The sequence below is a fragment of the Pseudonocardia aurantiaca genome (assembly GCF_039526725.1).
GTDB lineage: Bacteria > Actinomycetota > Actinomycetes > Mycobacteriales > Pseudonocardiaceae > Pseudonocardia > Pseudonocardia aurantiaca.
Genome location: NZ_BAAAJG010000025.1, coordinates 53,824 through 67,461, shown reverse-complemented (window position 1 = coordinate 67,461; position 13,638 = coordinate 53,824). Strand labels below are relative to the sequence as shown.

General features: G+C 72.1%; 12 protein-coding genes. 8 read left to right on the top strand and 4 right to left on the bottom strand.

What is annotated here, in order from left to right; all coding sequences use genetic code 11:
* Positions 1-5 precede the first annotated feature (5 nt).
* Positions 6-392 (top strand): ester cyclase, encoded by a 387-nt coding sequence (locus ABD143_RS29050; protein WP_343984634.1) that lies wholly within the window; start codon positions 6-8, stop codon positions 390-392.
* Here ABD143_RS29050 and ABD143_RS29045 read toward each other — a convergent pair.
* The 4 genes from ABD143_RS29045 to moeA all read right to left on the bottom strand — a co-directional run bounded on the left by ABD143_RS29045 (position 385) and on the right by moeA (position 6,042).
* Positions 385-2,637 (bottom strand): AAA family ATPase, encoded by a 2,253-nt coding sequence (locus ABD143_RS29045; protein WP_343984633.1) that lies wholly within the window; start codon positions 2,635-2,637, stop codon positions 385-387. The two genes, ABD143_RS29050 and ABD143_RS29045, sit on opposite strands and share 8 nt — an antisense overlap.
* Positions 2,638-2,670: 33 nt before the next feature.
* A complete protein-coding gene (locus tag ABD143_RS29040) occupies positions 2,671-3,675 on the bottom strand; it encodes a CDP-alcohol phosphatidyltransferase family protein (RefSeq protein WP_379659933.1) in 1,005 nt (334 codons plus the stop codon).
* Positions 3,676-3,680: 5 nt separating this feature from the next.
* Entirely contained in the window at positions 3,681-4,415 is a 735-nt protein-coding gene (locus ABD143_RS29035; RefSeq protein WP_343984631.1) for a phosphatidylserine decarboxylase, read from the bottom strand.
* Between the two features lie 394 nt (positions 4,416-4,809).
* Positions 4,810-6,042: a molybdopterin molybdotransferase MoeA gene (gene moeA / locus ABD143_RS29030; RefSeq protein ID WP_343984630.1), complete on the bottom strand. Its 1,233-nt coding sequence runs from the start codon at positions 6,040-6,042 to the stop codon at positions 4,810-4,812.
* 135 nt (positions 6,043-6,177) lie between these two features.
* Here moeA and ABD143_RS29025 point away from each other — a divergent pair, with 135 nt between their 5' ends.
* From ABD143_RS29025 to ABD143_RS28995, 7 genes are all read left to right on the top strand, one after another.
* Positions 6,178-6,381, top strand: a complete 204-nt coding sequence (locus ABD143_RS29025) for a cold-shock protein (protein ID WP_075944303.1) — start codon at positions 6,178-6,180, stop codon at positions 6,379-6,381.
* A gap of 261 nt (positions 6,382-6,642) precedes the next feature.
* Positions 6,643-8,271 (top strand): chaperonin GroEL, encoded by a 1,629-nt coding sequence (groL, locus tag ABD143_RS29020; RefSeq protein WP_343984629.1) that lies wholly within the window; start codon positions 6,643-6,645, stop codon positions 8,269-8,271.
* A gap of 348 nt (positions 8,272-8,619) precedes the next feature.
* Positions 8,620-9,231 (top strand): TIGR03086 family metal-binding protein, encoded by a 612-nt coding sequence (locus tag ABD143_RS29015; RefSeq protein WP_343984628.1) that lies wholly within the window; start codon positions 8,620-8,622, stop codon positions 9,229-9,231.
* 273 nt (positions 9,232-9,504) lie between these two features.
* Entirely contained in the window at positions 9,505-10,725 is a 1,221-nt protein-coding gene (locus ABD143_RS29010) for an extracellular solute-binding protein (protein ID WP_343984627.1), read from the top strand.
* Positions 10,712-11,830 (top strand): ABC transporter ATP-binding protein, encoded by a 1,119-nt coding sequence (locus tag ABD143_RS29005; RefSeq protein WP_343984626.1) that lies wholly within the window; start codon positions 10,712-10,714, stop codon positions 11,828-11,830. Before ABD143_RS29010 ends, ABD143_RS29005 begins: the two co-directional genes overlap by 14 nt.
* Complete coding sequence (locus ABD143_RS29000; protein ID WP_343984625.1) at positions 11,814-12,743, top strand: ABC transporter permease; 930 nt, start codon at positions 11,814-11,816, stop codon at positions 12,741-12,743. Before ABD143_RS29005 ends, ABD143_RS29000 begins: the two co-directional genes overlap by 17 nt.
* The gene (locus tag ABD143_RS28995; RefSeq protein ID WP_343984624.1) at positions 12,740-13,624 is read left to right on the top strand and encodes an ABC transporter permease; all 885 of its coding nucleotides are present in this window, start codon (positions 12,740-12,742) and stop codon (positions 13,622-13,624) included. Before ABD143_RS29000 ends, ABD143_RS28995 begins: the two co-directional genes overlap by 4 nt.
* Positions 13,625-13,638: the final 14 nt, after the last annotated feature.

Below are 13,638 nucleotides of genomic sequence, written 5' to 3'. Positions count from 1 at the left end.
TAGCCGTGCCCGACGCCCAGACGGTCCACCGCCGCATCCTCGACCTGTACCAGGACGTGCTCGCAGGACGCATGGACGAGGCAATGGCCCTCATCGACCCAGACGTCGTCGACCACCGCGGCGGCACGGACGGCGACCACCACGGCCGCGACGCGTGGCGGGCCAAGTGGGAGCGCCTCGGCGACGGCATCCACGACCTCTCGGCCACCGTCGAGCAGACCGTCGCGTCCGGCGACACCTCGGTGAACCGCTACACGCTCCGCGGCACCCACACCGGGTCCGGGCGCAGCTACGAGATCGGCGGGCTCGACATGATCCGGGTACGCGACGGCCGGGTGGTCGAGCACTGGGCGTTCGGCGACTGGGAGCTCATGCGACGGCAGCTCAGCTGACCGAACGGCGCTCCGCGTAGGTCGCCAGCTCCATCAGCTGCATCGGGTCCAGCGACGGCGGCACGGCCGCGCGTGCGGCGGCGATGTGCGCGCTCGTCACCTCGGTGGCCTCCAGCGACTCCCGCATCGCCGCGAGCGCGGCCTCGCGCAGCACCGCGGCGCAGTCGGCCGCGGAGTAGCCCTCCAGCTCGGCGCCGAGCGCGTCCAGGTCGACATCGGGGGCGAGCGGGATGTTGCGCCCGGCCGCCCGCAGGATCTCGGCGCGGGCCTCGGCGTCCGGCGGCGGGACGTAGACGAGCCGCTCCAGCCGCCCCGGCCGCAGCAGGGCCGGATCGATCAGCTCCGGACGGTTGGTGGCGCCAACGACGATCACGTCCCGCAGCGGCTGCGCCCCGTCCAGCTCGGTGAGCAGCGCCGCCACCACCCGGTCGGCCACCCCGGAGTCCGACGACTGCCCGCGCCGGGGCGCGAGGGCGTCGACCTCGTCGAGGAAGACGAGCGCGGGCGCGGCGTCGGCGGCCTTGCGGAACAGCTCGCGCACCGCGCGCTCCGACTCGCCCACGTACTTGTCGAGCAGCTCGGCGCCCTTCACCGCGAAGACGTTGAGCTGACCGCTGCCGGCGATCGCGCGCAGCAGGAAGGTTTTGCCCCCGCCGGGCGGCCCGTAGAGCAGCACCCCGCGCGGGGCCGCGACGCCGAGCCGGGCGAAGGAGTCCGGGTACTGCAGCGGCCAGAGCACCGCCTCGGTGAGGGCCTGCTTCACCTCGGCCATGTCGCCCACCTGGTCCAGGGTGATGCCGCCGGTCTGCAGCGTGTCCGAGGACGACATCGAGATGGGCCGAACTGATCCCACGGCGTCCAGCAGATCCTGCTGGCAGATCCGGGGTTCGCCCTCGCCCTCGGAGCCGTGGCGCAGCACAGCCTGCACAGCGGCTTCCCGGCGCACGGCGACGAGGTCCGCGGCCACGAAGCCGGGAGCGCGCTCGGCCACGGCCTTGAGGTCCACGCCATCGGCCAGCGGAACGGATGCGAACAGCCTGCGCAGCAGCTCCGTGCGGGTGCGCAGGTCCGGCAGGGCGAGCCCCAGCTCCCGGTCGACGAGGTCGGGGGCCCGCAGCCGCGGGTCCACCGACTCCGGCGCCGAGGTCGTCGCGACCAGCGCGAGCCCCGGCGTCGCGACGGCGGCGCGCAGGACGTCGAGCACGATCGTGGCGAGCGGTGGCGGGGACGCGGCAGGCAGCAGCGCCTCGACGTCGGTGACGACGAGGACCGTGCGAGTACCCGCCGCAGCCGAAGCCCGGGCAGCCCCGACCACCTCGTGCACGCGCTGGGACGCCGTACCCGCTTCGAGCGCGGCGACGCCCGGCGCGGCCAGCTCCACCGTGGTGGCGTCGACAGCGGCGGCCGTACTCCGGGCGAGCGTCAGCTTCCCGACACCCTCGGGCCCGACGACGAGCACCCCGAGCCGGGCCGACCCGCCGAGCCGGGTGAGCAGCTCCGGCCGGCCGAGCGTCAGCTCCAGCCACTCGACGAGCTTGCCGGCGGCGTCGGTGTTGCCGACGAGATCCCCGACGGGGACCGGGGGTTCGGCGGGTGGCTCGGCGGCGGAGGGGGGAGCGGGCGCGGAGGTGCGCACCTCCGGCAGCACTGCGCCGGACGCGGGCGGGGCCGCCTGGGCGCCGGTCATCGCACCGCCTTCCCAGCCGACCACCGTGCTCGGCCGTACCGCCACGGCCCCGGCAGGTTCGACGGTGGCCACGGTGAGCAGCTCGGTCGTCCAGGCGCTGCCCAGCGCCCCGGCCACCCGCTGCCGGGCCGCTGGCGCGTCGAGGCCGGGCGCGGGCGCGACGTCCTGGGGCAGCAGCGACACCGCGTCGCCACGCGTGACGACCTTGCCCAGGAGCGCGAGCCGCACGGTCTCCGGCGCCAGCGCCGCCCGCGCCAGCCGGGAGCCGGTGAGCAGCACCCGCCGCGCCGGCTCCACCGTGGCCGGGGCGACGACCACTGTGGCCCCGTCGGTGAGCCCCGCATTCGACAGCGTGACGTCGTCCAGCGTGGCCTGGCCCGCCGGGCCCTCCCCCGCCGCGACGAGCGCGGTGGTGACGCGGGCACCGGTGAGCGTCACCGCTTCCCATGAGCGCAGACCGAGCGCGTCGATGACCTCGGGGTGCAGCCGGACGACGCCGCGGCGGGCGTCACCGGCCGAGGCGGCGAGCCGCGCGACGAGTGCGATGGAGGGAGCCACGGGTGAACGCTATTCGACGCGGGAGCGGGTGCGTCAGCGGCGGCGGACCCGCCGCAGCCCAAGCCGCAGCCGCCCGCGCTGCGGCTGCTGGCCCTCGCGCTGGGCGGGGCCGGGAGCTCGGCCGTTTCCCGGGCGGGTGGCGCGCTGCATGACACCGGCGGGGTCGTCCCCGAAGCGGCGGACGGCGCGAGCCACGGCGCTCGCCCGGCCTGCGACGCGGCGCCGCAGCGGCGAGCGCAGGCCGAGCCTGCGGGCGGACCGGGCCGCCCGGGCCACCGCGCGGCGCTCGCGTCCAGGCACGTGCCATGCCTCCGGGTGGCGGGCGAGCCAGCGATACCGGTAGCCGGTGTAGGGGATCAGCAGGAGATAGAGAGAGGCGACGATCGCGAGGCCGAGGAAGGGCACCGTGATCAGCACGGCCGCGGCGAGGCCGACGAGCACGAGCAGCGGGGCGATGTAGTTGGGCGCCACCCGCACCGTCTTGAACGACAGCGTGGGCAGCCTGCTCACCATCAGCACAGCCACGACCAGCGCCCACACTCCCACCAGCACCGGCGACGACCACCAGCCGGGCCCGAAGTGGAGCGTGAGGTAGAGCGGGATGCCGGCCGAGAGCGCGGCGGCCGGCGCGGGCACACCGACGAAGAACTCCTTCGCGAAGGGGTACTTGTCCTCGGCGTCGATGAGGGTGTTGAACCGCGCGAGGCGCAGCATCATGCATACCGCGAAGACGAGCGCGACCGCCCAGCCGAAGCGGCTGCCCTGCAGCTGCCAGATGTAGAGGACGAGTGCCGGCGAGACGCCGAACGACACGAGGTCGGCCAGCGAGTCGAGCTCGGCCCCGATCCGGGTGCTGGCGTCGAGCAGGCGGGCGAGCCTGCCGTCGAGCGCGTCGCACAGGGCGGCGGCCCCGGCGGCGGCGACACACAGCTCGAAGCGGCCGCCGAGCGCGAAGTAGACGGCCGACAGGCCGGAGCACAGGGCGAGCACCGTGACTGCGTTGGGGAGTAGTCGCACACCGGCGGCGTAGTTGGGCATCGTCATCATCGCGCTCCAGGGACCTTCGCCAGCACGGTCTCGCCGCCGATGGTCCGCTGCCCGACGGCAACCATGACCCGTGAGCCCGGTGGCAGGTACACGTCCACCCGCGAACCGAAGCGGATGAGCCCGTAGGTCTCCCCCGCCGCGACCTCGTCGCCCGGCGCCACGTCGCACACGATCCGCCGGGCGAGCAGCCCCGCGATCTGGACGACGCCCAGGCGCGTTCCGTCGGTCGTCTCCAGCAGCACCGCGTTGCGCTCGTTGTCCTCGCTCGCCTTGTCCAGGTCCGCGGAGAGGAACACGCCGGGCCGGTACTGCACGTCGACGACGCGCCCGTCGACGGGGATCCGCTGCACGTGCACGTCCAGCACCGACAGGAACACGCTGACACGCGGCGCCGGCTCCCGGGGGAGGTCCAGCTCGGGGGGTGGCAGCACGTCGGACACGGTGGCGACGGTGCCGTCGGCCGCGGAGAGCACCACGCCGGTCAGCGGCGGGCGCACCCGGCGGGGGTTGCGGAAGAAGGCGGCGGTGGCCGCGGTGGCGAGCGCACCGGCGAGCGTGCCGCGGCCCGTGGCGGCGCGGACCAGCGCGGCGGCCGCTGCGACACCGGCGACGAGCGGGCGGCCGCCGGGGTGCATCGGCGGGACGGCGGCGCGGACCAGCGCGGCGACGTGCAGCAGGGAGAACCCGGAGGGCGCGGATCCGGTGGGTGACCCTGGGCGGGAGTCGGGCATGGGGGAGAGTGGGCTCCTCGGCGTGGCGACCCGGCCGGGCCGGGTTGGCGCGGCTACGGTACGCCAGTCCTCGCCGTGACTTTCCGCCATACCACTGTCACTCGATCAGGAGCTGCAGAACGCAAAGGGCCGGGGCCGCCATCCCCCGAGACGACGACCCCGGCCGTGGAACCGCTCGTCCGCTCCCCAGCGACGGGCGGTAGGTCCGTTGCGACACGCTCCGAGTACCCGGGGCGTGTCTAAAGTATCCCTGAGAATCCGTTCGATCGTCCAGATCGAGGGGAAACTAACCCCTGATGTGCACCGATCGGCCGAACACCCATCACTAAGACGCTGTGGCGGCTCCGTTTGTTGCGTCCTCGCCATGTGAGCTGCACCACAACTTACTGGACGATCAGCCCTCCAGCAACCAGGTCTGCACAGGAGAACCCGCCGCCAGCTCCGTGACCTCCTCCGGAACGACGATGAGGCACTCCGACCGCGCGAGCGACCCGAGAAGATGAGAAGCGGGTCTGCCCACCTCCCGGACCGTCCCGTGCACCGCGTCGAGCACGCCGCGGCGGAACTGGCGGCGGCCGGCCGGCGACGTCCACGATTCACTGAGCGTGGCCGTGACGACGGGCCGAACGGGGTACGGGTGACCCATCGCCACCCGCAACGCCGGCCGAACGAAGACCTCGAACGAGACGTGCGTGCTCACCGGGTTCCCCGGCAGCGTCACCACGGCGACCCGCACGCCGCCACCCAGATCGGCGAGCCCCGCCCCCTGCGGCCCGCCCGGCTGCATCGCGACCGTGACGAACTCGACGCCCTGTCCGGTGAAGGCGTCCTTGACCACCTCGTACGCGCCCGCACTCACCCCGCCCGAGGTGATCACGAGGTCGACGGGGTCACCCACGAGGCGCTCGCGGAGCCGCTCGAGGAACCGCTCGACGTCGTCGGGGACGAACCGGAGCAGCTCGGCGTGCCCGCCGGCGTCCTCGACGGCGGCGGCGATCATCGGGCCGTTGGACTCGTAGATCTGCCCGGGCTGCAGCGGGGTGCCGGCCGCGACGAGCTCGGAGCCGGTGGCGAGCACGAGCACGCGTGGCAGGCGCCGTACCGGGACCGTGACGGAGCCGACCGCGGCGGCGAGCCCGATCTGCGGCGCGGCGAGGAGGGTGCCCGCGGTGAGCACCACATCGCCCGCCCGGACGTCCTCGCCCGCGTAGCGCACATACGTCCCCGGCTCCGGCGCGGCGCCCACCAGCACCCGCTCCGTGCCGCCGTTCGTCTGCTCGACCGGCACCACGGCGTCGGCGCCCGCAGGGAGCACCGCCCCCGTCATGATCCGGTGGACGGTGCCGGGTTCGAGCGGCGGCCCGTCCGTGCGTCCAGCGGGGATGTCGGCGGCCACCGGCAGCTCCACCGGGTTGCCCTCGGTGGCCTTCACCAGGTCGGTGGCGCGCACCGCGTACCCGTCCATCGCGGAGTTGTCGAACGACGGCAGCGAGACGCCCGCGACGAGGTCGGAGGCCAGCACCCGCCCCCGCGCCAGCGCCAGCGGGACGTCCTCGGCAGGCATCGCCGGCAGCAGCGCGGCGACGGCGGCCTGGTGTTCTTCAACGGTCCTTCTGGCGCTCGGCACGATCGCATCCTGCCTGAATCCGGGCCGTGTCCTGCAAGTCCCGCCGGGCACGACTCCAACGGTTGTCGTCAGGACCGAGACGTCGGTTCTGAGGTAGCGTCGAGCGGGTTGGTCAGCGAGCAACATGGAGGTGCCGTGGCTCAGGGCACGGTCAAGTGGTTCAACGCGGAGAAGGGGTTCGGTTTCATCGCCACCGACGGCGGGCCGGACGTCTTCGTGCACTACAGCGCGATCCAGTCGGACGGGTTCCGCACCCTGGACGAGGGCGACCGCGTTGAGTTCGAGACGACGGCGGGTCGGGACGGGCGCAGTCAGGCCGACGCCGTCCGTCGCATCTAAAGGTACAGCGAAGCCGCTCCGGCGGCGTCACACGGGGGGACCGGCTGCAGCCGGTCCCCCCGACCCGTTCGGGGCCATCCACACCCCTCTGATCACCTTGCACTCGGCATCGGCGAGTGCTAGAACCGGAATTGGCACTCGGGACGGTAGAGTGCCAGATGTCGAGCGGGTGAGATCGGCGCAGGGTTGTCGGTCGTCCGTCGCGGGCGCCGCGTTCGACGCCAGACTTTCGTGTCATCCCAATCGGAGGACAACACCCCCATGGCGAAGATGATCGCTTTCGACGAGGAGGCGCGCCGCGGGCTCGAGCGTGGCATGAACACCCTCGCCGACGCCGTCAAGGTGACGCTCGGCCCGCGCGGCCGCAACGTTGTTCTGGAAAAGAAGTGGGGCGCGCCCACCATCACCAACGATGGTGTGTCGATCGCCAAGGAGATCGAGCTCGAGGACCCGTGGGAGAAGATCGGGGCCGAGCTGGTCAAGGAGGTCGCCAAGAAGACCGACGACATCGCGGGTGACGGCACCACCACCGCGACGGTCCTGGCGCAGGCACTGGTTCGCGAGGGGCTGCGCAACGTCGCCGCCGGCGCGAACCCGATGGCCCTCAAGCGGGGCATCGAGAAGGCCGTCGAGGCGGTGTCGCAGCAGCTGCTGAAGACCGCCAAGGAGGTCGAGACCAAGGAGCAGATCGCCGCCACCGCGTCGATCTCCGCCGCCGACCCCACGATCGGTGAGCTGATCGCCGAGGCGATGGACAAGGTCGGCAAGGAGGGCGTGATCACGGTCGAGGAGTCCCAGACCTTTGGTCTGGAGCTCGAGCTGACCGAGGGCATGCGCTTCGACAAGGGCTACATCTCGCCCTACTTCGTCACCGACGCCGAGCGCATGGAGGCCGAGCTGGAGGACCCGTACATCCTCCTCGTCTCCTCCAAGATCTCCACGGTCAAGGACCTGCTCCCGCTGCTGGAGAAGGTCATGCAGACCGGCAAGCCGCTCGCGATCATCGCCGAGGACGTCGAGGGCGAGGCCCTGGCCACCCTCATCGTCAACAAGGTCCGCGGCACCTTCAAGTCGGTCGCCGTCAAGGCCCCCGGCTTCGGTGACCGCCGCGAGGCGATGCTGACCGACATGGCGATCCTCGCCGGTGGCGAGGTGATCTCCGAGAAGATCGGCCTCAAGCTCGAGAACGCCGACCTGTCGCTCCTGGGCCGCGCCCGCAAGGTCGTGGTCACCAAGGACGAGACCACCATCGTCGACGGCGCCGGTGACGCCGACCAGATCGCCGGCCGGGTCAACCAGATCCGCGCCGAGATCGAGCGCACCGACTCCGACTACGACCGCGAGAAGCTCCAGGAGCGCCTCGCCAAGCTCGCAGGCGGTGTCGCGGTCATCAAGGCCGGTGCCGCCACCGAGGTCGAGCTCAAGGAGCGCAAGCACCGCATCGAGGACGCCGTCCGCAACGCCAAGGCGGCCGTCGAGGAGGGCATCGTCGCCGGTGGTGGCGTCGCCCTGATCCAGGCCGGTGCCGGCCTGTTCGAGGGTCTCGGCCTGGACGGTGACGAGGCCACAGGCGCCAACATCGTCAAGGTCGCGCTGGAGGCCCCGCTCAAGCAGATCGCGATCAACGCCGGCCTCGAGGGTGGCGTCGTCGCGGAGAAGGTCCGCTCGCTCCCCGCGGGCGAGGGCCTCGACGCGGCCACCGGCGAGTACAAGGACCTGATCAAGGCCGGCATCATCGACCCGGCCAAGGTCACCCGGTCCGCGCTGCAGAACGCCGCCTCCATCGCGGCGCTCTTCCTCACCACCGAGGCCGTCATCGCCGACAAGCCGGAGAAGAACGCCGCTCCGGCCGGCGACCCGACCGGTGGCATGGGCGGCATGGACTTCTGAGTCCGGCCACCTCGCAGTACCCGCACGTCCCGCAGGGGCGGCACCCGGTTCCGGGTGCCGCCCCTGCGGCGTCCTAGTGTCCCGCGCCGGAAGTCCGGTGCGTATATCGGCGGATCCAGGTTTCCGCTGGGTGTGCCGGGGCGCGGTCCTCGTACCGGGCGTACTCGGGCCGTGCGCCGGTGCGCCCAGCGGGGAGCTGGGCCGTCGAGATATGTGGTGGACTTGCGGCGCGGGGCACTAGTTCCTGGGCGCCCGGCGAACACCGCGCAGACGATCGGCGCGCATGCGTTCGACGTTGGCATGAATACGCGACACAAGGCGTCGTGATTCACGCGAAGACTGCTCCCCATGACGACGACAGCGACCACCGGCAGCACCGCCACCTCCGACCCGCGCACCCTCTACTCCGCTGCGCTCTCCTGGGCACTCGAGGTCGTGCGCGGGGTGCGCCCCGACCAGTTCGACGACCCGACCCCGTGCACGGAGCTCGACGTGCGGGCGCTGCTCGCCCACCTCGTGGCCACCGTCGACCGCGCGGCCGTGCTGGGCCGCGGCGGCGACGCGGCAGCCGCCCCGTGGAGCGCCGAGACCGTCGGCGACGACTGGGCGAGCGCCTATGCCGGGGCGATCGACGGGATGTGGGCGGTGTGGGGCGCCCCGGACGGCGACGCGCTCCTCGACCGCATCGTCACCGCACCCTTCGGCACCGTTCCCGGGCGGGCCGCCGTGATGGCGTACACCAGCGAGACCCTCGTGCACGGCTGGGACCTCGCCGTGGCCACGGGCCAGCACGCTGAGGCCGACCCCGGGGTCGCCGAGGCCGTGCTCACCGTGATGCAGCAGGTCCTCCCCGCGGAGCCCCGCGGCGGGCGGGTCCCCTTCGCCGCGCCGGTGCCACCCCGCGCGGACGCAGGCCCGACGGAGCGGCTGGCGAACTGGTGCGGTCGCAGCCGTCCCTGAGCCGCGGCTGCCGGACGCGACGGGCGGTCAGCTCCGCACGGGGCTGACCGCCCGGCCCGCCATCGCCACCACCACGCTCAGGGCGGCGACCACGGCCGCCGCGCGGAACGTCCCGCAGGTCGCCGCGATCCCACCCTCCCCGGACCCGCCGTACGGGCCGTCGCGCTGGGCTGGTCTTGACTCGTCAGGTGACGGCGTCCATGCTGGAAAGCGGTTACCAAGCAGTTGGAAAGCGCATACCGCAGCACCCACCGCCGTACATGGAGGTACAAGGTGATCAGACGTGGTCCCGGAGGCGGCCGGATAGGCCTCGGTCTCATCGCCACGGCCGTGCTGGCGCTGACGGCGTGTGGTGCGCCGGGAGCGCCGACGGCAGGCGGGGACGGTGAGGCTGTCACCCCGGTGAAGCCGAGCAGCCCGATCGTCCTCACCATGCTCGACGGGGCCGGCAACGTCACCGTCAACCGGGCGATCTACGACGGCTTCGCCGCCGCGCACCCCGAGCTGGTGTCGAGCATCAACTACCAGTCCGCGCCCGCCCCGGACGTCGCAGGCAAGGTCCGGGCGCAGCAGCTGGCAGGCGCGGTCGACATCACGGTGGTCGTCGGCGGCACCGACGTGATGGGCGCGGCGCAGACCGAGGACCTCATGCTCCCACTGCTGCCGAACTACGCCTCGAACCTGCCCGATCTCTCCCAGGTGCAGGACGAGAGCGGCGCGGCCTTGCAGAAGATGGCGAACGGCATCGGCGTCGTCAACCGGTACGGCCCGGCGGGCCCGTTGCTCGCCCACCATCCCGACGAGGTGGCGGCCGCGCCGACCACGCCGGAGGCGCTCCTGGACTGGGCCCGCCAGCACCCGGGCAAGTTCACCTACGCCCAGCCGCCGAACTCCGGCCCCGGGCGCACCTTCCTCATGTCACTGCCCTACATGCTGGGCGACAGCGACCCGTCCGACCCGGAGAACGGGTGGGACAAGACCTGGGCCTACCTGCGAGAGCTGGGCAAGTACGTCGAGTCCTACCCGCCGAGCTCCACGATCATGAACCAGCAGTTCGGGTCCGGCCAGCTGCAGCTGATCCCGACGATCCTGTCGATGGACATCGCCAGCCGCCGCGACGGGACCTGGGCGCCCACGAGCCAGGTCGGGCTGTTCGACAACCAGAACTGGATCACCGACGCCCATTTCATGATGGTCCCGAAGGGCGTCTCCGGCGAGCAGCTGTACGTCGCGCTGGAGCTGATGAAGTGGACTCTGCAGCCCGACCAGCAAGCGCTCACCTACGCCACCGGCGCGCTCACAACCGCCAACAAGAACGTCACGCCCGCCGACGCCCCGCCGGAGGGCCAGGCGCTGCTCCAGCAATGGGGACGCCCGGACTTCTACCCGCAGGCGCTCACCACCGGCGTGACCCACACGCCGCTGACGCCGGAGAACCAGGTGAAGGCGTTCGAGATCTGGCAGCGGGAGGTCGGCAGCCATGTCGGCAGCTGACGGCGGCGGATTCGGCACACTCCAGATGCGTCAGGTCTCGCGCTGGTACGGCAAGACCGCGGCCTTGACCGACCTGGACCTGGAACTAGCGCGCGGGGAGTTCGTGGCGCTGCTCGGCCCGTCCGGGTGCGGGAAGTCGACCGCGCTGGCCTGCCTCGCAGGCCTGCAGCCGCTCACCACGGGCTCGATCTGGCGCGACACCAAGCGGATCGACTCGCTGCCGGCTGACAAGCGCGGGTTCGGAATGGTGTTCCAGAGCTACGCGCTCTTTCCACACCTCACCGTGCAGCGCAACGTCGAGTTCGGCCTCGCGATGCGCAAGGTCCCGCGCGCGGAAAGGCGCACCCGGGCGCAGGCCGCGCTCGACCTCGTCCAGCTCGCCGACCACGCGGCCAAGCTGCCGTCGCAGCTCTCCGGTGGTCAGCAGCAGCGCGTGGCGATCGCGCGTGCGCTGGCGATCGACCCCGAGATCGTGCTGATGGACGAGCCGCTCTCCAACCTCGACGCGACGCTGCGCATCGAGATGCGCACCGAGATCAAGCGGCTCTACCAGGAGCGGGAGCTGTCGGTCCTCTACGTCACCCACGACCAGGAGGAGGCGCTCTCACTCGCCACGCGGCTCGTCGTGCTGCGCCAGGGGCGGTTGGAGCAGACCGGCACGCCCGAGCAGGTTTACACCCAGCCCGCCAGCGCGTACGTCGCCAGTTTCATGGGATACCGCAACATGATCGCGGCGCGGGTCGAGCAGATCGACGGCGACCCGCGCCGGGTCGAGGTGGTGGCGGGCGACCTGCGGCTGCGGGGCACGGCCGACCCGGCGGCCGGGCTGCGCGCCGGGTCCGACGTGGTCGTCGCAGTGCGGCCGGAGGACTTCGTGCTCGGACGCGCGGGGGTCAACGACCTCAACGCGCTGGTCGAGGTCGTGGAGTACCACGGCCGCGAGCTCGCGGTCCGGGCGAGCACGGAGAAGGGCGAGGTGCTGCACTTCCGCACGGAGAAGCCGGTGGCGGCGGGGGCGCGGGTCACGCTGAGTGCTCCCGAGGAGCGGGTGCTCGTCTTCCCGGCCGAACCTCTGCCGGGAGCGGACGATGACGCTCACGGCTGAACCGGACGCGCGCTCCTCCGCGGCGCCGCCGAAGCGGCCCCCGCAGCCGCTGCGGCACCGGCTCGCCGAGCGCGGAGTGGACTGGACGCTGCTGCTGATCCTGCCCGCGGTGCTGATCATCGGGGCCCTGTTCGTCTACCCGTTCCTGTACGGGCTCTCGATCTCGTTCCAGCCGCTGCGCGGCAACGACCCGCTCTCCAACTACACGGACTTCTTCGGTGACCCGTACCTGCGTGATTCCATCTGGAAGACGCTGCGCCTCGCCGTGCCGGTGGCGTTCCTGAGTGTGGCCGCCGCGGCCCCGCTGGCCTTCCGGATGCGCCGGGACTTCCCGGGCAGGCAGTTCGTGACGCTCGTGGTGCTGCTGCCGCTGACGTTCGGCTCCGTGCTCATCGCTCAGGGCATGGCCCAGGTCTTCTCGACGACCGGCTGGATCAACCTGCTGCTGACCTCGGTGGGTATCCCCGAACAGCAGTTCATCTACAACTACACCGGCACGTTCATCGCCGCGCTGCTCGTGAGCATCCCGTTCGCGTTCGTGATGCTGATGGGCTTCTTCGGTGGGATCGACCGGTCCATCGAGGACGCCGCCGCGACACTCGGCGCGGGCCGGGCGGCGCGGTTCTGGCGGATCATCATGCCGCTGGCTACCCCTGGCCTGGTCACGGCGTTCACGTTGTGCCTGGTGGAGGCGTTCGCCATCTTCCCGTCGGCGATCCTCGTCGGCCAGCCGGACAACGCCACCCACGTGCTGACACTGCCGATCTACCAGGCTGCCTCCCAGCGCTCCGACTACCCGGCCGCCGCGGCGATCGCCATGGTCATGACGGTGCTGGAGCTGCTGATCCTGGGTGTGCTGATGCTGCTGCGCAACCGGCTCTACCGCGGCCCGTCCTCGGGAGGCAAGGGATGACCACCACCGAAACCCTGCTGGAACGGGGCGCCCCCGCGCCGGCCCGGCCGCCTGCCCGCACCCGCAGGGAACGCCCGACGCTCACATCCGTCATCACGTGGGTGGCCGCGGGATGCTTCGTGCTCGTCGTCCTCGCTGTGCTGTCGTCCGTGCTCGTGCAGTCGTTCGCAACCACGTGGCGCGGCGGCTGGTGGCCCGACGGGTTCACCGCCACCTGGTACGGACGGGCGTGGACGGCCACCGGAATGTCCCGGGCGCTCGCCAACACGTTCCAGGCGGGCATCGCGGTCGTGGTGATCTGCCTGCTGGCCGGGGTGCCCGCTGGCTACCTGCTGGCCCGGCGGAACTTCCCGGGCCGGTCGGTGGTCATGCTGCTGATGCTGCTGCCGATCATCCTGCCGCCGATGACGTACGCGGTGCAGCTCGCGGCGCTGATGTACCGGGTGGGGCTCGGCGGCACGATGACGGCCGTCGTGCTGGTGAACCTCGTGCCGACGCTGCCGCTCGTCGTGCTGATCATGGTGCCGTTCGTCGAGCAGATCTCCCCGTCGGTGGAGAACGCAGCGCGCGTGTTCGGCGCCGACAACCTGCGGCTGTTCACCCGCGTGCTGATCCCGCTGCTCCTGCCGGGGATGCTCGCGGCCGGGATCCTCGTGCTCGTCCGCACCCTCGGCGCGTTCGAGCTGACGTTCTTCGTCTCCTCCGCCCAGTCCCAGACGCTGGTGGTCGCGCTGTTCGGCGCGATCTCCGACCCGGGCGGCGTGCCCATCTCGCTGACGGCGGCGATGGCCGTGACCTACATGCTCGTCGCCGTGCTCGGGCTCGCCATCAGCCTCCGCTACGTCACCCCGTCGCAGGCCATCCGCCAGCGCCACCGCTGAACCCACAACCGAGG

Bases quoted from the DNA above. Each gene is read 5' to 3' on its own strand.
- ABD143_RS29000 (WP_343984625.1), top strand. From the start codon at position 11,814: ATGACGCTCACGGCTGAACCGGACGCGCGCTCCTCCGCGGCGCCGCCG.
- ABD143_RS29040 (WP_379659933.1), bottom strand. From the start codon at position 3,675: ATGCCCAACTACGCCGCCGGTGTGCGACTACTCCCCAACGCAGTCACG.
- groL (WP_343984629.1), top strand. From the start codon at position 6,643: ATGGCGAAGATGATCGCTTTCGACGAGGAGGCGCGCCGCGGGCTCGAG.
- ABD143_RS29035 (WP_343984631.1), bottom strand. From the start codon at position 4,415: ATGCCCGACTCCCGCCCAGGGTCACCCACCGGATCCGCGCCCTCCGGG.
- ABD143_RS29015 (WP_343984628.1), top strand. From the start codon at position 8,620: ATGACGACGACAGCGACCACCGGCAGCACCGCCACCTCCGACCCGCGC.
- ABD143_RS29005 (WP_343984626.1), top strand. From the start codon at position 10,712: ATGTCGGCAGCTGACGGCGGCGGATTCGGCACACTCCAGATGCGTCAG.
- ABD143_RS28995 (WP_343984624.1), top strand. From the start codon at position 12,740: ATGACCACCACCGAAACCCTGCTGGAACGGGGCGCCCCCGCGCCGGCC.